This window comes from Deinococcus marmoris DSM 12784 (genome assembly GCF_000701405.1).
Lineage (GTDB): Bacteria > Deinococcota > Deinococci > Deinococcales > Deinococcaceae > Deinococcus > Deinococcus marmoris.
In genome coordinates, this window is sequence record NZ_JNIV01000013.1 from 44,079 (window position 1) to 62,088 (window position 18,010).

16 protein-coding genes and 1 tRNA gene are annotated in these 18,010 nt (G+C 64.3%); 12 read left to right on the forward strand and 5 right to left on the reverse strand.

The window, feature by feature from the left end; genetic code table 11:
• Positions 1 to 216: 216 nt before the first annotated feature.
• The 3 genes from ypfJ to Q319_RS0104770 all read left to right on the forward strand — a co-directional run bounded on the left by ypfJ (position 217) and on the right by Q319_RS0104770 (position 2,828).
• Entirely contained in the window at positions 217 to 1,098 is an 882-nt protein-coding gene (gene ypfJ / locus Q319_RS0104760) for a KPN_02809 family neutral zinc metallopeptidase (RefSeq protein ID WP_029480874.1), read from the forward strand.
• Positions 1,099 to 1,258: 160 nt separating this feature from the next.
• Complete coding sequence (locus tag Q319_RS0104765; protein ID WP_245618975.1) at positions 1,259 to 1,900, forward strand: M48 family metallopeptidase; 642 nt, start codon at positions 1,259 to 1,261, stop codon at positions 1,898 to 1,900.
• A 94-nt stretch (positions 1,901 to 1,994) separates the two neighbouring features.
• The gene (locus Q319_RS0104770) at positions 1,995 to 2,828 is read left to right on the forward strand and encodes an alpha/beta fold hydrolase (RefSeq protein ID WP_029480878.1); all 834 of its coding nucleotides are present in this window, start codon (positions 1,995 to 1,997) and stop codon (positions 2,826 to 2,828) included.
• A gap of 60 nt (positions 2,829 to 2,888) precedes the next feature.
• On the opposite strand, the gene Q319_RS0104775 is transcribed toward Q319_RS0104770, so the two are convergent.
• Positions 2,889 to 3,101 (reverse strand): hypothetical protein, encoded by a 213-nt coding sequence (locus tag Q319_RS0104775; protein WP_029480880.1) that lies wholly within the window; start codon positions 3,099 to 3,101, stop codon positions 2,889 to 2,891.
• A gap of 137 nt (positions 3,102 to 3,238) precedes the next feature.
• Here Q319_RS0104775 and Q319_RS0104780 point away from each other — a divergent pair, with 137 nt between their 5' ends.
• Entirely contained in the window at positions 3,239 to 4,357 is a 1,119-nt protein-coding gene (locus Q319_RS0104780) for a PQQ-dependent sugar dehydrogenase (protein ID WP_029480882.1), read from the forward strand.
• A gap of 118 nt (positions 4,358 to 4,475) precedes the next feature.
• Here the strand turns inward: Q319_RS0104780 and Q319_RS0104785 are convergent, their stop codons facing one another.
• From Q319_RS0104785 to Q319_RS0104800, 3 genes are all read right to left on the reverse strand, one after another.
• Positions 4,476 to 5,399 (reverse strand): endonuclease/exonuclease/phosphatase family protein, encoded by a 924-nt coding sequence (locus Q319_RS0104785; protein WP_029480883.1) that lies wholly within the window; start codon positions 5,397 to 5,399, stop codon positions 4,476 to 4,478.
• A 110-nt stretch (positions 5,400 to 5,509) separates the two neighbouring features.
• Entirely contained in the window at positions 5,510 to 7,228 is a 1,719-nt protein-coding gene (gene hflX, locus Q319_RS0104790; RefSeq protein WP_029480885.1) for a GTPase HflX, read from the reverse strand.
• Between the two features lie 288 nt (positions 7,229 to 7,516).
• Positions 7,517 to 8,434: an aminoglycoside phosphotransferase family protein gene (locus tag Q319_RS0104800; RefSeq protein WP_029480887.1), complete on the reverse strand. Its 918-nt coding sequence runs from the start codon at positions 8,432 to 8,434 to the stop codon at positions 7,517 to 7,519.
• Between the two features lie 98 nt (positions 8,435 to 8,532).
• Between Q319_RS0104800 and Q319_RS0104805 the strand changes: the two genes are divergently transcribed.
• The 3 genes from Q319_RS0104805 to Q319_RS0104815 are packed head-to-tail and all read left to right on the forward strand — an operon-like array spanning position 8,533 to position 12,214.
• Positions 8,533 to 9,036 (forward strand): hypothetical protein, encoded by a 504-nt coding sequence (locus Q319_RS0104805; protein ID WP_029480888.1) that lies wholly within the window; start codon positions 8,533 to 8,535, stop codon positions 9,034 to 9,036.
• 6 nt (positions 9,037 to 9,042) lie between these two features.
• Positions 9,043 to 11,517: a phospholipase D-like domain-containing protein gene (locus Q319_RS0104810; RefSeq protein ID WP_051655107.1), complete on the forward strand. Its 2,475-nt coding sequence runs from the start codon at positions 9,043 to 9,045 to the stop codon at positions 11,515 to 11,517.
• A 25-nt stretch (positions 11,518 to 11,542) separates the two neighbouring features.
• A complete protein-coding gene (locus tag Q319_RS0104815; RefSeq protein ID WP_051655108.1) occupies positions 11,543 to 12,214 on the forward strand; it encodes an HAD family hydrolase in 672 nt (223 codons plus the stop codon).
• 48 nt (positions 12,215 to 12,262) lie between these two features.
• Here the strand turns inward: Q319_RS0104815 and Q319_RS0104820 are convergent.
• Positions 12,263 to 12,352: transfer RNA gene (locus Q319_RS0104820), tRNA-Ser, on the reverse strand.
• 455 nt (positions 12,353 to 12,807) lie between these two features.
• Here Q319_RS0104820 and rpsL point away from each other — a divergent pair.
• From rpsL to tuf, 5 genes are all read left to right on the forward strand, one after another.
• Positions 12,808 to 13,206, forward strand: coding sequence for a 30S ribosomal protein S12 (gene rpsL, locus Q319_RS0104825; protein WP_029480892.1), 399 nt, complete (start codon positions 12,808 to 12,810; stop codon positions 13,204 to 13,206).
• Positions 13,207 to 13,348: 142 nt separating this feature from the next.
• On the forward strand, positions 13,349 to 13,819 hold the full coding sequence (rpsG, locus tag Q319_RS0104830) for a 30S ribosomal protein S7 (RefSeq protein ID WP_029480893.1): 471 nt from the start codon (positions 13,349 to 13,351) through the stop codon (positions 13,817 to 13,819).
• A gap of 143 nt (positions 13,820 to 13,962) precedes the next feature.
• Positions 13,963 to 16,065 carry an elongation factor G gene (gene fusA, locus Q319_RS0104835; RefSeq protein WP_029480894.1) on the forward strand — a complete coding sequence of 701 codons (2,103 nt, stop codon included), beginning with the start codon at positions 13,963 to 13,965 and terminating at the stop codon, positions 16,063 to 16,065.
• Between the two features lie 103 nt (positions 16,066 to 16,168).
• A complete protein-coding gene (locus tag Q319_RS0104840) occupies positions 16,169 to 16,606 on the forward strand; it encodes a hypothetical protein (protein ID WP_029480895.1) in 438 nt (145 codons plus the stop codon).
• Positions 16,607 to 16,940: 334 nt separating this feature from the next.
• Positions 16,941 to 18,010: elongation factor Tu (gene tuf / locus Q319_RS0104845; RefSeq protein ID WP_029480896.1), on the forward strand; the 1,070-nt coding region annotated here is incomplete at its 3' end.

Here is an 18,010-nt window from a genome sequence, read left to right on the forward strand (position 1 = left end):
CCCTGTGGGGGAGGCTGGGAGGGGGGAGCCGCAAACGCCTTCCCAGCGCGGCCTGAACGGAAAGATATCTATTTCCCGGCTCAAAATGAGACACCTTCTAAAACACGCTCTAAAGATCGCGTCAGCCCTTGCTCTGCGCGGGCAGCCTACAATGCGGCACGAATCACAGCGTCAGAAGGGCTGCAAGGCTGGCCCAGCACTCAAGGAGACACGACTATGGACTGGAAAAATCTTCCCGGCGGCGGCGGCGGCATCGAGGACCGGCGGGGTGGGGGCGGCGTTCCTGGCGGCGGAATTGCCGTGGGCGGCATCGGCGGCCTGATCATTGCGCTGGTGGCTATGTTCTTCGGCATTGATCCCAGCGCGATTCTGGGGGGCGGCGACGGTGGGCAGACCCAGACACAAAGTCAGTCTCAGGCGCAGAATCAGGCGCAGGGCACCCCGGCCACCGACGAGAACTATCAGTTCATGGACCGCATCATGACCAGCACCAATCAGGTCTGGGGCGGCGTGTTCCAGCAGGCCGGGCGCACCTACACCCCGGCGCGGCTGGTGCTGTACACGCGCGGCACCCAGGGCGGGTGTGGCGTCGCCAACAGCGCCTCCGGGCCGTTCTACTGCCCGCTGGACAACAAGGTCTACATCGACACCAGTTTCTTTTCCATGATGGAGCGGCAACTGGGCGGTGGCGGCGATTTCGCGTATTCCTACGTTATCGCGCATGAGGTTGGCCACCACGTCCAGAACGAGCTGGGCATCGCCGATCAGGTGGAACGCGAGCAACGCAGCGCCCGCACGGAAGCCCAGGCCAATCAGGCCAGCGTGCGTCTGGAACTCCAGGCCGACTGCTTCGCAGGGGTGTGGGGCAACCGCGTGAAAGATCAGGCCAGGATCACGCAGGCTGATATTCAGGAAGCCATCAGCACCGCGCAGGCCATCGGCGACGACAACCTGCAACGCCAGGGGGCAGGCCGGATCGTTCCCGACTCCTTCACGCACGGCAGCAGTCAGCAGCGCGTCAAGTGGTTTACCACCGGCTTCCAGACCGGCGATCCCAACAAGTGTGACACCTTTAACCAGAATTACAGCCAGTTGTAGACGGCAGCAGGTAGAAGCGGGGCGCGAGGCCAGGATGCTCGCGCCCCGCTCCTTTGTGGCGGGAAAGTGAAGCGTGTCGCCCCGCCGCCCGTCCAGATGCGCTTTCCTGCTGGGGATTTCAGCGCAGTTGTCGCCCTCATGGACCATTTCCGGCGTTCCCGTGACCCTCAGGCGCAGCGCGCGGCGGCGCACGGTGGCCTTGCAGGTCAGGCCCGGTGCGGTGACGATCTTTGCGCCCCAGCGGGTGCCCCTGCCACAGCTTCAGGACATTCTCCAGCAGCGCCGCGCCTGGGTGGAACATCATCTGGCGCAGTACGCAGCGCGCCCGCTGGCGGCTCAGGCATGGACGGACGGCGCGCAATTGCCATTCCTGGGTGAAACGCTGACGCTCCGGCTTGATCTGGCACGGAAAAAACCTGTGCGTCTGGGCAATGATCTCCTCCTCCCAGCAGATGAACCGGAGCGGGCGCTGGAAACATGGACGCGGGCGGCCTGCCTCGCCCCATACACCGCGCTGGTCACGGAATACGCCGCCCGGCTGGGCGCAGCGGACCGTCTGGGCAGGGTGCGGGTCAGCGACACCACTTCCCGCTGGGGCAGTTGCAGCAGCTCCGGCGACATCCGCCTGCACTGGAAACTGTCTCGCGCGCCGCTGGAGGTGCTGCGTTACGTCGCCCTGCACGAAGCGGCGCACCTGCTGGAGATGAACCACTCGGCCCATTACTGGGCGCATGTGGCCCGCATCATGCCGGAGTGGCAGACGCAGCGGCGCTGGCTCAGGGAGAACGGCCAGACGCTCTGATTTGGCTCGACATTAAACCGTAAGGTTCGTGTATGTCCCCTTCATCACCGCCACCTGTGCCCCGCTAGGCTGACGGTCATCAAAGGAGATTCATATGCCCCATGTCACTGTCGGCCAGGAAAACAACCAGCCCATCCAGCTCTACTTCGAGGACCACGGCGCGGGTCAGCCCGTCGTCCTGATTCACGGCTATCCCCTGAACGGCCATTCCTGGGAGCGGCAGGAGTCGGCCCTGCTCGCGGCGGGCTACCGCGTCATCACCTATGACCGCCGGGGCTTCGGCCAGTCCAGCCAGCCGACTGTGGGCTACGACTATGACACCTTCGCCGCCGACCTCAATACCCTGCTGGACCATCTGGACTTAAAAGACGTGGTGCTGGCAGGCTTCTCGATGGGAACGGGGGAGGTTGCCCGCTACCTGGGCAAATACGGCTCGGGCCGCGTGGCAAAAGCCGTGCTGATCGGCTCTATCCCACCCTTCCTGCTCAAGACTGGTGACAACCCCGAAGGCGTGGACCGCAGCGTCTTCACAGGGATCGAGGACGCCGTCCGCAAGGACCGCTTCGCCTACCTGACGGATTTCTTCAAGAATTTCTACAATACCGACGTGCTGGGTGGCACCCGCATCAGCGACGAGGCGGTGCGCGCCAGTTGGAACGTCGCGGCCCGCGCCTCGGCTACAGCCACGCTGGAATGTGTGGGGACGTGGCTGGAAGATTTCCGCCCGGACGTGGCAAAGATCGACGTGCCCACCCTGATCATCCACGGCGACGCGGACCGGGTGCTGCCCATCGAATCCACGGGCGCACGTCTGCCGGAATTGATCAAGGGCAGCGAATACGTGGTCATCGAAGGCGGCCCGCATAACATCCTCTGGACCTTCCCGGACGAGGTGAACGCGGCGCTGCTGGACTTCTTGAAGAAGTAGTCGGCGCAAAAGAGGAGCCACCCCATCTATCGGGGTGGCTCCTCCTTTTTGCTGCCTGCTCTACATCGCGGGCATGGGCATGGGGCTGGGCAGGCCCGGCGTGTCCGGGTTGTCGGTGGGGCTGGGAACGGGCATTCCGGGCAGATCGGGATTGACGGGCGGATCAATGATCGGGCCTGTTCCGTTCTCGCCGGGCATACGCTCGGGCATGGGGGCAGGGGTGTCGGTGGGTTCAGTCGCCGGAGCGGGCGGACGGTCATAGGGTCCAGTCATGGTTGACCTCCAGATTTGGAATACGTCCGACTCTGCGCCTTCATCCCGTGCAGCAGGGAAGATACAGGTAAAGGCGTCTTCACGCCTCCGCGTCAGGGATCACAGTCGGGTGTGCGGCGGCTGGGTCAAACTGGACCATGTCTAAACTCAACTCCCGTTTTCTGCTGGCCTGGGGCGTCACGGCGCTGCTGGCCTCCGCGCAGGCCGCGCCCGCCGTGGCGTTCCAGCCGTTCGTCAGTGGTCTGAAACAGGTCACGGCCCTGACCCACGCCGGGGACGGTTCAGGCCGCCTGTACGCCGCCCAGCAGGACGGACGCGTGCGCCTGATCGAGAAGGGCAAGGTCCGGGACAGCCTGTTTCTGGACCTCCAGAAGCTGACGCGGGCGGGCGGGGAGCGCGGCCTGATCGGGCTGACCTTCGATCCAGGGTACAAGACCAACCGCCGCCTGTACGTGCATTACAGCGATCTGAACGGCGACACGGTGCTGGCCCGCTACACCGCCGCCGCCGATTTCAGCCGTGCAGAGGCTGGCAGCGCCAAGACGCTATTCACCGCCAAGCAGCCCTACAGCAACCACAACGGCGGCCAGATCGCCTTCGGTCCAGACGGCTTCCTGTACCTGGGTCTGGGCGACGGCGGCAGCGGCGGCGATCCACAGAACAACGCGCAGAACCTGGGCACTCCGCTGGGCAAACTGTTGCGCTTCGACGTGTCGGGGGACGCCGCCAGACCTGCCGCCGGGAACCCGTTCGCGGGCCGTGCGGGGGCCAATCCCAACATCTGGGCTTACGGCCTGCGTAATCCCTGGCGCTTCAGCTTTGACCGGGACGGCGGCGGTCTGGTGATCGCGGACGTGGGCCAGAACGCCTTTGAGGAAGTGGACTTTCAGGCGGCCAGCAGCAAGGGCGGTGAGAACTACGGCTGGCGCGTGCGCGAGGGTCAGGTGTGTTACGAGAAGGGCTGCGCCGACAAGGGTTTCGTGGACCCGGTGCTGGTGTATGGCCGCAACGAGGGTCAGAGCATCACGGGCGGTTACGTCTACCGGGGCAAGGCAATTCCTGCGCTGAAAGGCCAGTACGTCTTTGCCGACTTCGCCACGGGCACGGTCTGGGCCGCGCCCACCGGGGGCAAGAGCTGGGCCAAGGAGGCGCTGGGCAAGGTGGACAACCCCAGCACCTTTGGCGAGGACGAGGCGGGTGAGGTCTACGTGGCTGAATACGGCAGCGGGCGGATTTTGAAACTGGCGGGGAAGTAACGGGCTTTTCCCCTCTACCCTTGTGGGACTGGTGCAGCTCCGCAGGAGAGAGAGGCGCTGCGACAGCAGCGGGGTGAGGGGGCCACCGGGCAGGCCATCAATGCAGACTCCTAAACCCTCAGCGGTACTCCACCAGCAGCGGCAGATGATCGCTTTCCTCTGCCGGGAGAACGGCGGCGCGTGTCGGCGTCACCCCACGCGCCATCTGGTGGTCAATCCGCACGCGCAGGGCAGGGAAGGTCCAGCCGGGGCCGCGTCCAGCCTGGGCAAAAGCGTCCGGGCCAAAGTCTTCCTGCAAACTCCGGTAGATCAATCCTCGCGGTGGCGTATTCAGATCGCCGCCCAGCAGCACGCGGCCAGAACTCTGGACCGCAATTCGCTTCAGCACCTGCGTCTGCGCTGAGCGGTTGTTGCGTGTTCTTTGCAGGTAGGCGAAATCCCCGGCCAGCGCGTCCATCACCTGCACCGTCCCCAGATGTGCATTCACAACGGTCAGGGGTTCGCCGCGCCACTGTAAGCGCGTGATCAGTACTTCACGCTGGTTTCCGGGTAGGTCCACTGTCTCCGATGTCAGGATCGGTAGCCGCGTCAGGGTCATGACCTCCAGTGCAGAGCGCGCCGTGTAGCCGGGCAGGGCGTCAGCCAGCGCCTCCCTGTAGCCAGGAGGCTGGAAGTTGGATTCCTGCAACAGAATCACGTCGGCATCGGCATTTTTCAGAATGGCGGCCAGTCGCGCTGGCGTGGACCTGTACCCGCTGTTGACGTTGTAGTCCAGCACCCGCAGTTCTCCACTCTGTTGCGGCGTCCAGTGCAGGAAACCCGCGCCCCAGGCCGCCAGCAACGTTCCCGCCAGCGCCACCGCGAAACCGCGTTTTCTCAGCGCGGTCCACAGCAATACGAATGGCGCGGGCAGCAGCCACAGCACGGCGGGCGCATAGGCCAGCAGAAGGGTGGGCAACGTCCTTTCGCCAACGAACTCACCCAGTCCCCAGACCAGCACGACGAGCAGGAGATAAAACCAGGCGAGGCGGGAGCGGAACATCGGGGCAAATCCTGGCACAGGCCGGTGAGAGGCGGCGTCAGTCCAAAGTCTTGTCTGTATCAAAAAAGAGGCGGGAGCAAACGCCCACGCCTCCCTTTTCTACGAATGCTTCAGCGGTACTGGGCCGCCACTTCTTTCGCTTCTTCGCGCTGGGCCATTTCCTGGCGTTGCACCTGCCCAATCGCGTCGGCTAGCGTCTCCTTGAGTTCAGGAATGCCGGTATTTTTCAGCGCACTGACCGGGACACCGTCCATGCGGTCTATCGCACGCGCCAGCAGGTCCGGCTCGGCAGCGTCGGCCTTGTTCAGCGCCACCACCGTGGGCATCTCCAGGAAGCCCAGGTCTTCCAGAATGCGGTTGACAGAACTCAGGCGGGTGTCCGCGCCGGGGCTGGCGGCATCCACCACATGCAGCAGCACGTCGGCGTCCCCGATTTCTTCCAGTGTGGCCCGGAAGGCGCGGGTCAGGTCCTTGGGGAGGTCGCGGATAAAGCCCACGGTGTCGGTAAAAATGACCGGACCAATGCCCTCAATAAAGCCCTGACGGCTGGTGGGCCGCAGCGTGGCGAACAACTTGTTGGCGGCCAGCACGCGCCGGGGGGCGTCGGTGGCGTGGGTGAACGAGTTCAGCAGCGTGGATTTGCCCGCGTTGGTGTAGCCCACGATGGACACCACCGGAATGTCGTTGCGCTCCCGGCTCTTGCGGCGTTCCTCGCGGCGCAGCGAGCCGCCCTCCAGTTGCTTTTCCAGAAAGCTGAGGCGGTCATTGATGCGGCGGCGGTCCAGCTCCAGCTTGGTTTCACCGGGACCACGCGTGCCGATTGCGCCCGCCCCCGCACTGCCCCCGCCCCCGCCGATGCGCGAGAGTTTCGCGCCCGCGCCCAGCAGCCGGGGCTTCATGTAGCGCAACTGCGCCAGCTCCACCTGAAGGCGCGATTCCACACCCTGCGCGTGCAGCGCGAAGATGTCCAGAATCAGTTGCGTGCGGTCGATGACCTTCAGGCCCGTCGCGGCCTCGATCTCGCGGGCCTGCGCCGCGCCCAGCTCCTGCCCGAAGATCAGCAGATCAGCGTCCAGGTGGTAGGCCTTGCTGGTCAGCTCTTCCAGCTTGCCCGCGCCCACCAGCGTTCCGGCTTTCAGGTTGCGGCGGAAGATCAGTTCCTTGTAGACCACCTCGGCCCCGGCGGTGCGGGCCAGTTCTACCAGTTCGTCCAGCCGTTCCTCGGCGTCAAATTCGCCCTGATCCACCTGCACTAGCAGCGCTCGTTCATGGTCCTTCTTGGATTCGCGGGTGCGGGCGGCGCGGGCAATTTCTTCCTCCAGTGCCGAGACCTGCGCGCCCAGATCAAAATCGTCAATCTGGAAAATCGGCACCGGGGGCAGAATGCGCCAGTCTTCTTCCTCCCCGATGGTGCCGGGGGGGGTCAGGTGCGCGGTATACACGGGGCCAGGCTGTCCCTCGTTTTTCGCGTCAATAGCCGAAACCGCGTCCAGTCGGCTCAGGAACAGCGCGGAGAGGTCCCCCTTGCTCAGCGGCCCGCCCTTGGGGTGAGCATGCAGCAGGTGGTAGCCCGCCAGCCGGTTCTCGCCCGCACGGATGGAGGGAAGTTCTGCGGCTTTGGCGTCGGCCACGGACACGCTCAAGATGCGTCCACGGCGGTCAATCAGGACGCTGACCTCGCGGCGAATCTCGTGCGCCAGTTCGGCCAGCGTGCGGGCCAGTTCGGGGGAACCCACGCGGCCCGGCTCCACGCGGCGGCGGTACAGGTTGCCCAGTGATTTCAGTTGTGCGGGGCGCAGGCCAGAAACATTTCCAAGAACTTTATCTATGTGAAGTCACATCCTTTTTTAAGGTTGGAGAGGTGGGCGCTGGATTTTGGAAACAGCCCAGCACCGGATAGCTCAGCGTCGCCAGGCCCGAACAAGGTTCGCGCGGCGGGTGGCTCCAGGGTTCTGTCATTGGCCTCAGAATAGCGTCCAGGCGCATTTGCAATGGTGTGCAATGCCCTCAGATGGCTATGGATTTGGGGGCGACAGAACCGGCGCGGGTTTTCAGATCTTGATCATCGTGGATGCAGCATAGGGGAGAGGCCAGGGCGGGCGCATCGGCATGGTGGCTTACTGATGTTCCGCCAGTATTTCCCCAATCGTGTACCAGCTCCGCTCCATGATTTCCGGGTTGGTGTGCTGGTAGTACGGCAGCGCGAACAGGGCTTTTGCCAGCGCTCTGGCCCGTCCGCGTGCCCAGGTGGCGTCGTCGGGTTGCAATTCGTTGCGGTAGATGCGGCGGCCCTCTGCACTCAGGGCATTCCAGGCTGGCATCAGATCAACTGCTGGATCGCTCAGTTCCAATGACGCGAAATCCAGCACGGCAGTCAGGCGTTCGCCGTCCCATAGCAGGTTGCTGCTGTGCAGGTCGCCGTGAACCCAGATGGGGGGAGCCGTCCAGCCCGGAAGCTGCATGGCGGCGTCCCAGACGGCGGTGATCTGTGCCCGCGTTGCAGCGTCCAACAGTTCCGCTGAAGCTTCAATGCCTGCCCGGACATACGGGTCCAGCTCGTGAAGTTCGGTGGCCGGATTCTCCCCGCACGGTGCGTCGGTCTGATCGCAAGCACGCAGCGCCAGCACGAAGTCGGCCAGTTGCCGGGCCAGCTCAGGCCGCGCCGCCATCTCCGATAAAGACAGCATCCTGCCCGGCAGCCAGCGGTAAATGCCCCAGGTGTACGGATAGCCCTCGCCCGGTTGACCCAGTGCCAGCGGCTGGGGCACGCGCAGAGGCAGGTGCGGCGCGAGTCGGGGCAGCCATTCCAGCTCTTTTTCCACCTGCCCGACGGCCCAGCCGATGTGGGGCAGCCGCACCATCAATTCGTCACCCAGGCGGTACAGCGCGTTGTCTGTGCCAAAGGACTTCACGCGGCGCACAGTTGATCCGGCCCACTGTGGAAACTGCGCGGCCAGCAGCTTCTGCACCAGCTCAGCATCGGTGTGGATCTCGTCAGGGTGCATCTTGAGGTCAGAGGACAGGTCAGCAGACATTGCGCCGAGCGTAACCCTGTCCCCTGCTACCCGGCATGGGCCGAACGGCTTACAGCGTTCCTGTGCTTCCGCCCCTGTCCCGCCCTACACTGACCCGCATGTCCACCCCCGCCATGTCCACTCCTGAAGTGCTGCGCGAGATGTTGCGCGAGGTGCTGTATGGCCCGGACGGTGGCCCGCTGGCCGTGGGTCTGTTCAGCGTGGGCGAGGCAGGACTGCTGCGAACCGCCCATGCCCTGACTTTCGCGCAGGCCAGCGCCCCCGCCGCCCCAGGACGGCCCACGCCCGCGCAGATCACCGTGCATCTGCGGCAATCGCTGGAACTGGCCGCCGCCCAACTGTCTGATCCCTACGCCCTGCTGCCCGAAGAGGAGGGCGCGTGGACCGTGCGTTTCGCCAGTCCGCAGGCGTGGCGGCTGGAACTCGTCGCTCTGGCCCGCGCCGGTCAGACTTTCTATGAGGCGCTGTACCTGCCCCTCTCGCCAGATGGCCTGAGAATCGCCTTTGGGGCCGTCGCGCACGCCGCGTACCACACCGGGGCCTTGCGGTTTCATCTGGCGAATCTGAGGGCCGATATGGGTGTGTCGGGGGCGGGTGGGTAGGGGGTCATGAGCAGCCTGCCCCGCCGACTGCTGCAAATCATCTTCGCGGCGCTGGGCGGGATCGCGGCCACGGCGGCGCTGGTTCGGCTGGCGACACTGGATGGGCGGCGGCGGCCCGTCTGGACGCTGTTTCTGACCCTGCTGGCGACGCTGGCAGGCATCATCCTGACCGTGAGTCTGGTGTGGTACGCCGCCGGGCCAGGAGACCGTGAAAGGAGGCCCGCCATGAGAGTTCTGATTTTTTCCGCCGTTTTCGGGGTTACCCTCACGCTTTTGCTGGCCCGCCTGCTGATCGGTCCTGCGGTGGAGGCGTTGCCTGACGCGCAGGTGTTTTTGCGGGCCTACGTCGCGGTTCTGGCGGCGTCGCTGGCCGTCACGGCGGGCTTTGCGCTGATCGGGGCGCTGAGTGCGGGGGCGCTGCCACTGACCAGACTGGGTGTGCCCTTCCGCGCCAGGCCGTACCGCGTGGGCGTGGCGCTGGCGGTGGCCGGGGGCGTGCTGATGGTCCCGGCGCTGCTGATCCTGGTGGGCACGGCGGTGTACCAGCAGGGCGCGCTGGGCGGCAACCTGCACCTCAGCGTGCTGCTGGGCCTGGTGGCCGCGCTGTACGGCCTGCTGTCGGGCGGCCTGCTGGGCCTGCTGACGGTGCGCGTGGGACAGGTCTGGCGGCCTGCGCTGGCCGGAGGGCTGGGGGCCGCGCTGGGCGGCGTGGTCTGCGGACTGCTGTTCCCGCTGCTGGGCGTGTCGAGCGTGATCCGCAGCGGCTGGGGTTTTGTCGTGATCGTCGTCCTGCTGATCGCGGTGATTCACCTGGGCTGGGGCCTGGGCGTGCGCCGCGCTATGACGCGCATTCTGGAAATGGGCGAGCGGACAGGCCAGCCGCTTCAGGCCGCCAGCCGCGTGCAGGTCAACGTCGTCGCCACCGTGTCGCTGGTGGCGCTGGCCGCCGCTCTGGGCCTGACCCGCACGCTGGGCGAGTTCGTGACCTCGCGCCCGGTCAATCCGGCCCCCCTGCGCGTGACGCAGCCGGCCAACCGCAGCGCCATGTCTGCCTGCGCCGAGCCGACAGCAACGCTGGAACGCGCGGTCTGGCAGGTGACCACCCAGGACAACCGCCCGGACCTGTCGTGTCAGAACGAGGTCTACCCGCTGATCCGCATGCCCGGTCCCAGCCCGCTGGGAATGCAGGCGGCAGACCCGACGGCCATTCAACCCGAGACGGCCCTGGAAGCCCGTGACCCGGCGGCGGCCAGCGGCTTCGACGACGTGGCCGCGCTGGTCCTGAGTGCCAGACGCGAGGTGCTGTTCACCACCATGCAGTGGGAGGAAGGCGAACTGAACCCTGGTCAGACGCTGGCAGGGGCGCTGGCCGGCCTGTACGCGCGGGTCAGGGCCGATCCCGCCGCCTACCCGGACGGCATAGACGTGCGCCTGACGCTGGGCAACTTTCCGGTGGTCTCCACCTTCGAGTGGGGGGCCGAGGTCTGGGGGGCATTGCGTGACCTGACCGAGGCGGGCGTGCCGCTGGATGATCCAGCCGCGAAGTGGCGGGTGCGGCTGGGCAACTACGTGGGCACCTTTCCGCACAGCCACGTCAAGCTGCTGGTCATTGACGGCGAGTTGCTGATGGGCGCGGGGTTTAATTACGGCTTCGGGCATTTCCCGCGCAACCATCCATCGGGCAAGGGCGACAACCTGTTTGATCTGGCGCTGGTCACGCGCGGCCCGGTGGCGCAGGAGGGCGTCACGGTCTTCGAGGACCTGTGGACCCGCAGCAAGGTGGTGGAGTGCGCCGCTGCCCCAGACCCCGCCGATCCGCAGAAGGGCTGCCGTTTGGGCGCGCGCGGCGTCCGGGGCGGCCCGCCCGAGGTCCGCGACGCGCAGCCAGCCGGGGCACAGCGCGTGTTCAGCCTCTACCGCCGCGAGGGCTTCACCGAGGCCGATCAGGCCGTGGTGGCCGTGCTGGGGGCCGCAAAAAGCCAGGTGGACCTGCTTCAGGTTAACTTCAGTATGGACGTGAGCTGCATCGTCGCGCTGCTGAACCCGGCGCTGTGTACCGAGCGGGACCGTCTGCCCTACATGACGGCCCTTCTGGACGCCCTGGAACGCGGCGTCAAGGTGCGTCTGATGACCGATGAGGGCGGTCTGGGCGGAATCGAGAACCGCATTGCGCTGGCCCACCTGGGCCGTGAGATGAGCAGGCGCGGCATCCCCACCTCCCGCTTCCAGGCCCGCTGGTTTCCCACGCCGCTGCACGCCAAGGCCATGCTGGTGGACAACGCGATGTTGGTGGTGGGCAGCATGAACATGCATTATTCTTCGTGGACGCAGGGACCGCTGGGCCTGGCCGAGTATGACCTCGCCACTACTGCCCCGTCCGTGATCAGCGAGTTTGCCGGGATTTACAGCGACTCATGGCCGCAGTCTGAGAAAGTCGTGCTGCCGCCTTTCCTGACCGAAACGGGTGTGGGAGAACGTTGAAAGTGGGCGTTAGACTGCCGCTGTTTTGACTCCTCCGAATTCAGGCTCCACGCCCAGCCTCCTCTGGGATCTGGACGGCACCCTGCTGGACACCTACCCCGCCATTGACGGCGCATTACAGGACGCTCTGGCGGCACTGGGGCGTCCCACCGAACTGGCCGCAATCGTTCCGCTGACCCGTGTCACGCTGGGCCACGCCATTCAGACGCTGGCGGCCCGGCTGGGGTTGCAGGAAGACGCGCTGTGGCAGGCGTATGGGCAGGCCGAGGCCCGGCGGAGCGGTCAATTTGCCCCACCCATGCCGTATGCGCGTGAGGTCATGACAGAAGTTCGGGCGCGGAGTGCGCTGAATCTGGTGGTTACGCACCGGGACCGCGAAGGGGCCATCGCCCGCTTGCAGGCGGCTGGTCTGTGGCCGCTGGTGGACGATCTGATCAGCGTCGGTGGGGGCTATGCGCGTAAGCCCGATCCGGCAATGTTTCTCGCCGCGCTGGCCCGTCATGGATTGGAATCCGCTGCCTGTCTCGCCGTCGGTGACCGGGAACTGGATATTCGTGCGGCCCACGCTGCCGGGATTCGCGCCGCCCTGCTGGTCACGCCCGGCGCGAATCTGGCTGTGGATGCGGAATACGTGCTGCCGGATCTGGGAGCATTGCTCGGCGTGCTGGACAGAAATCCGCCTGCGTCACCTGCATAAGCAGACGCCCCAGCTTTTTAGACTGGGGCGCTCTGGCTGCTGTGCTTGTGGCGAAGAGGGTGGGATTCGAACCCACGGTACAGTTGCCCGTACTTCAGTTTTCGAGACTGACCCATTCAACCGCTCTGGCACCTCTCCGCGCCGCCTTTATACGATGGGCAAGCGGGAGTGTAGCACGCCGTGAGCAGGCACGGAAGAGGAGGGTTGGCGCAATCTGGAATCCCCTCGCCACCTCGCCGCAAGCCGGGAAGGCGTCAGGCAGCGGCCAGGAAAAAGCTATGGAACTGTTGATTTGAGAGTCCTGTCCTGCTCCACTTGCGCCCTTACCCACTCCAGGCGTATCATGCCAAGGTTGAAAACTACCCCGGTCCAGGGTTGCACCGTAGAGGAGTTTTTCGGCATGCCGCTCGGGCAAGTGATGCACAGGCTGATGCTGACAGCCTGGGAGTCTGGTCTGGAGCGCGTGATTACCTCAAAGCAAGACCAGTCAACCCGTCGCCCGGCCCCGTACGCGTGGGCTGGCCTTACCTTCCGAGAACGCCCAGGATCTGGGAGAGCCGTCTCTGAATACCGAACACGAGGAGTGATTCACCCTGCCTACCACCCAGCAACTGATCCGCAAGGGGCGTGCCACGCTCCAGAAGAAGAGCAAGGTTCCGGCCCTGAAGGGCAGCCCCTTCCGGCGCGGCGTCTGCACGGTCGTCAAGACCACCACGCCCAAGAAGCCCAACTCGGCGCTGCGTAAGATCGCCCGTGTGCGCCTGTCCAGCGGCTTTGAAGTCACCGCCTACATCCCCGGCGAAGGCCACAACCTTCAGGAACACAGCGTGGTGCTGATTCGCGGCGGACGCGTCAAGGACTTGCCTGGCGTGCGTTACCACATCGTGCGCGGCAGCCTGGACACCCAGGGCGTCAAGGACCGCAACAAGAGCCGGTCCAAGTACGGCACCAAGAAGCCCAAGGCCGTCAAGGCGGGCGCTGCCAAGAAGTAAAGTCCTGGGCCACGGCATCAGGACAGTCGGTTGCGCTCTCCCTCCTCGGCCAGAACAGTAGCGTTCGCCAGAGGTGAGGCCAATGAATCAAGCGAAAAGCGCCCGAGTACAGCGCATCTAATAAGTATCTAAGGAGTTCAACATGGCCCGTCGCCGTAGAGCAGAAGTACGTCCCCTCCAGCCCGATCTGGTGTATCAGGACGTGCTGGTCAGCGCCACCATCAACCGCATTATGGAAGACGGCAAGAAGAACCTTGCCAGCCGTATTTTTTACGGAGCCATGAAAGTCGTCCAGGAGCGTACCGGCCAGGAGTCCCTCAAGATTTTCAAGCAGGCCATGGACAACATCAGGCCGCGCGTGGAAGTCCGCAGCCGCCGCGTCGGGGGCAGCACCTATCAGGTCCCCGTCGAAGTCAGCGTGCGCCGTCAGCAGAGCCTGACCCTGCGCTGGATGATGTCTGCCGTGGACAGCCGTCCCGAGCGCACCGCCATCGAGCGTCTGGCCGGCGAGATCATGGACGCCGCACAGGGCCGTGGTGGCTCGATCAAGAAGAAAGACGACATTGAGCGTATGGCGGAAGCCAACCGCGCCTACGCGCACTACCGCTGGTAAGCACTTTTTCCGCCCAGAAGCATTGAACTGGACGGTGGGTTTTCCTGCCGTCCAGTTGAGGTGAAAGGCGCAGAATACCGGGCGCGTTTCAAACAATAATCCGGGGGGCGAGACACGCTTCCCCTCTCTATCAGGGAGTCTAGATGACCACCAAAGCCAGCAATTACCTGACCAATTTCCGCAACATCGGTATTGCCGCTCACATTGACGCGGGCAAGACCACCACCACCGAGCGCATCCTGTTCTTCACCGGACGCAACCGCAACATCGGCGAAGTGCATGACGGCGCGGCCACCATGGACTGGATGGAGCAGGAGCGCGAGCGCGGCATCACCATTACCGCCGCCGCCACCACCGCCAAGTGGACCCGTTCCGGCACCGACCAGGAATACGTCGTCAACATCATCGATACCCCCGGTCACGTGGACTTCACGATTGAAGTCGAGCGTTCCATGCGCGTGCTGGACGGCGCGGTGGCCGTGTTCGACTCCAGCCAGGGCGTCGAGCCGCAGAGTGAGACCGTGTGGCGTCAGGCGGACCGTTACGGCGTGCCGCGTATCGCGTTCTCCAACAAGATGGACAAGACCGGCGCGAGCTTCGAGCTGGTGCTGAACGACATCCGTGAGCGTCTCGGTGCGATTCCTGCGCCCATCCAGTACCCGATGGGCGAGGAAGCCGACTTCAAGGGCATCATCGACATCGTGCGGATGCAGACCCACACCTTTTCCAACGATCTGGGCACCGACATTATTCCGGGGGAGATCGGCGATATTCCCGAGAAGTTCGTGGCCAAGGTTGCGGAAATGCGCGCCATGCTCATTGAGGCTGCTGCCGAAGTCGACGAAGACGTGATGATGAAGTTCTTGGAGGGCGAGGACCCCACCGTGGAAGAGCTGATCAGCGCGCTGCGCAAGGGCACCATCGCGCAGAAGATCTTCCCGGTGCTGTGCGGCAGTGCCTTGAAGAACAAGGGCGTTCAGCTTCTCCTCGACGCCGTGATCGACTACCTGCCCAACCCTCTGGAAGTTCCGGCTATCGTCGGTAAGGTGGAAGACAGCGAGGAAACCGTCACCTTCCCCCCGGATCCCGAGGGCAAGCTGGCCGCGCTGGCGTTCAAGATCATGGCCGATCCCTACGTGGGCCGCCTGACCTTCGTGCGCATCTACTCGGGCACCATGCAGTCCGGCAGCTACATCATGAACGCCTCAAAGGACAAGCGCGAGCGCGTGGGCCGTCTGCTCAAGATGCACGCCAACAGCCGTGAAGAAGTTACCGAATTGAAGGCCGGGGAATTGGGCGCGGTGATCGGTCTGCGCGATTCCGGTACGGGCAACACCCTGATCGGGGACGGCGACGACGCCGTGCTGCTGGAAAGCATCGACATCCCGGAGCCCGTGATCAAGCTGGCCATCGAACCCAAGACCAAGGCTGATCAGGAAAAGATGGGCGTCGGTCTCCAGAAGCTGGCCGAAGAAGATCCCACCTTCCGTGTGGAATCCGATCAGGAAAGCGGTCAGACCACCATCGCGGGCATGGGCGAGTTGCACCTGGAAATCCTGGTGGACCGTCTGAAGCGCGAGTACAAGGTGGAAGCCAACGTGGGCGCGCCACAGGTGGCTTACCGCGAGACCATCACCAGGGCCACCGACGTGGAAGGCAAGTTCGTTCGTCAGTCCGGTGGACGCGGGCAGTTCGGGCACGTCAAGATCCGCGCCGAGCCTCTGGAACCCGGCTCCGGCTTCGTGTTCGAGAACGCCGTCGTGGGCGGGACCATTCCCCGCGAGTACATCAACCCGGCCCAGAAGGGCATCGAGGAAGCCATGCAGAGCGGCCCCATGCTCGGCTTCCCGGTGGTGGACATGAAGGTCACCATTTACGACGGGTCCTACCACGACGTGGATTCCTCGGAAATGGCCTTTAAGATCGCAGGCAGCATGGCCCTCAAGGAAGCCGTCCAGAAGGGCGCTCCCGCCATCCTGGAACCCGTGATGCGCGTGGAAGTCACCGTGCCGGACGACTTCATGGGCGACATCATCGGTGACCTGAACAGCCGCCGTGGCCAGATTCAGGGCATGGAAGCGCGCGGCAACGCCCAGCTCGTCAAGGCTTTCGTGCCGCTGAGCGAGATGTTCGGCTACGCCACCGAAATGCGCTCGATGACCCAGGGCCGTGCCAGCTACAGCATGTTCTTCGATCACTACACCCAGGTGCCGGCCAACATCGCCCAGGGGCTGATGAAGAAGTAAACCAGACTTGAGAGGGAAAGGCCCGCCGTGATTGGCGGGCTTTTTCTTTTGCCCCTATTGGCGATGTGGGCCTGGGGACGCGGGCACGGTACTCTGGGAAGTGATGACTGCCCCCACCTCTCCCGAACAAAAACAACTCGGCCCGCGTCCTCAGCGCCTGCTGTTCCTGACGCTGCCTCTGCTGATCGGCGTCTTTTACAACGCCATCTCACTGCTGACCCTGCCCTTTTCCGGCCCGACGCTGACCGACATGCTGGCTCGCCTCAATCAGCAATCTTCCGCTTCAGGACTGCCGCCCATACAGCTTGCGCCCGATCAGCTCCAGTGGGTGTTGTGGCTGTCCTTTGCCATCACGGCGATTCTGATCCTGTGGCTATATTTCACGCGCCGCGCCCTGCTGGAAGGCCGGAGCTGGGGCCGCGTTTCGGCCATCGTGATCGGTGTGTTCACGCTGCTGATCTTTCCCATTAGCACCGTATTGGGCATCTTTATGCTGATCGGTGCGTTCGATAAAAACGTTGTGGCTTACGCTCGACACTGATCTGGGGTCCGGCTGAATAGAAACAGCCGAACTAGCCTCAGCTTCTCGCCTTGCAGGAATACTTTTCTGCAGACATCTCCCAGCAGGGCCTGAAGTGGCCGTCAGGTGAGATTTCTAGTCTTTCATCAGACTTGCCATGATCACCAGTTTCCTGTATCCTTCTTCTTCGGTGCGTCTGGATTCCAGCGCAACGTGCCAGCACGGCGGGACACTGCCCTGGCGAGAATCAACCCAATGTGGGTCACACCATCAGAACCCTGCGGTATGCGCGGGGGACGCCCGATCAAAGGGGCGGTTTTGCGTGTAAATCCACCACTTGGAGGGAGCAGAGAACATGGCAAAAGGAACTTTTTCGCGCAACAAGCCGCACGTGAACATCGGCACCATCGGTCACGTCGATCACGGCAAGACCACCCTGACCGCCGCCATCACCTTCACGGCTGCCGCCATGGACCCCACCATCGAAACGATGGACTACAGCCAGATCGACAAGGCCCCCGAAGAAAAGGCCCGTGGCATCACCATCAACACCTCCCACGTCGAGTACCAGACCGCCACCCGCCACTACAGCCACGTCGACTGCCCCGGTCACGCCGACTACATCAAGAACATGATCACCGGCGCGGCCCAGATGGACGGCGCCATCCTGGTCGTCAGCTCCGCTGACGGCCCCATGCCCCAGACCCGCGAACACATCCTGCTGGGCCGCCAGGTCGGCATCCCCTACATGGTTGTCTTCATGAACAAGGTCGACATGGTCGACGACGAAGAGCTGTTGGAACTCGTGGAAATGGAAGTCCGTGAACTCCTGAGCAAGTACGAGTTCCCTGGCGATGATCTGCCCGTGGTCAAGGGCAGCGCCCTCCAGGCTCTGGAAGTTCTCCAGAAGAACCCCAAGACCCCCCGTGGTGAGGACAAGTGGGTCGACAACATCTGGGAACTCCTGGACGCCGTCGATTCCTACATCCCCACCCCCGAGCGTGACACCGACAAGGCGTTCCTGATGCCGGTCGAAGACGTCTTCACCATCACCGGACGCGGCACCGTCGCCACCGGACGCATCGAGCGCGGCATCGTCAAGATCCAGGACGAAGTCGAGATCGTCGGCCTGCGCGACACCAAGAAGACCACCGTGACCGGCGTGGAAATGCACCGCAAGCTGCTGGATTCCGGTATGGCCGGCGACAACGTCGGCGTGTTGCTGCGCGGCGTCGCTCGCGACGACGTGGAGCGCGGTCAGGTGCTGAGCAAGCCCGGCAGCATCAAGCCCCACACCAAGTTTGAAGCCAGCACCTACGTGCTGTCCAAGGACGAGGGTGGACGCCACAGCGCGTTCTTCGGCGGCTACCGCCCCCAGTTCTACTTCCGCACGACGGACGTGACCGGTGTGGTGGAACTGCCCGA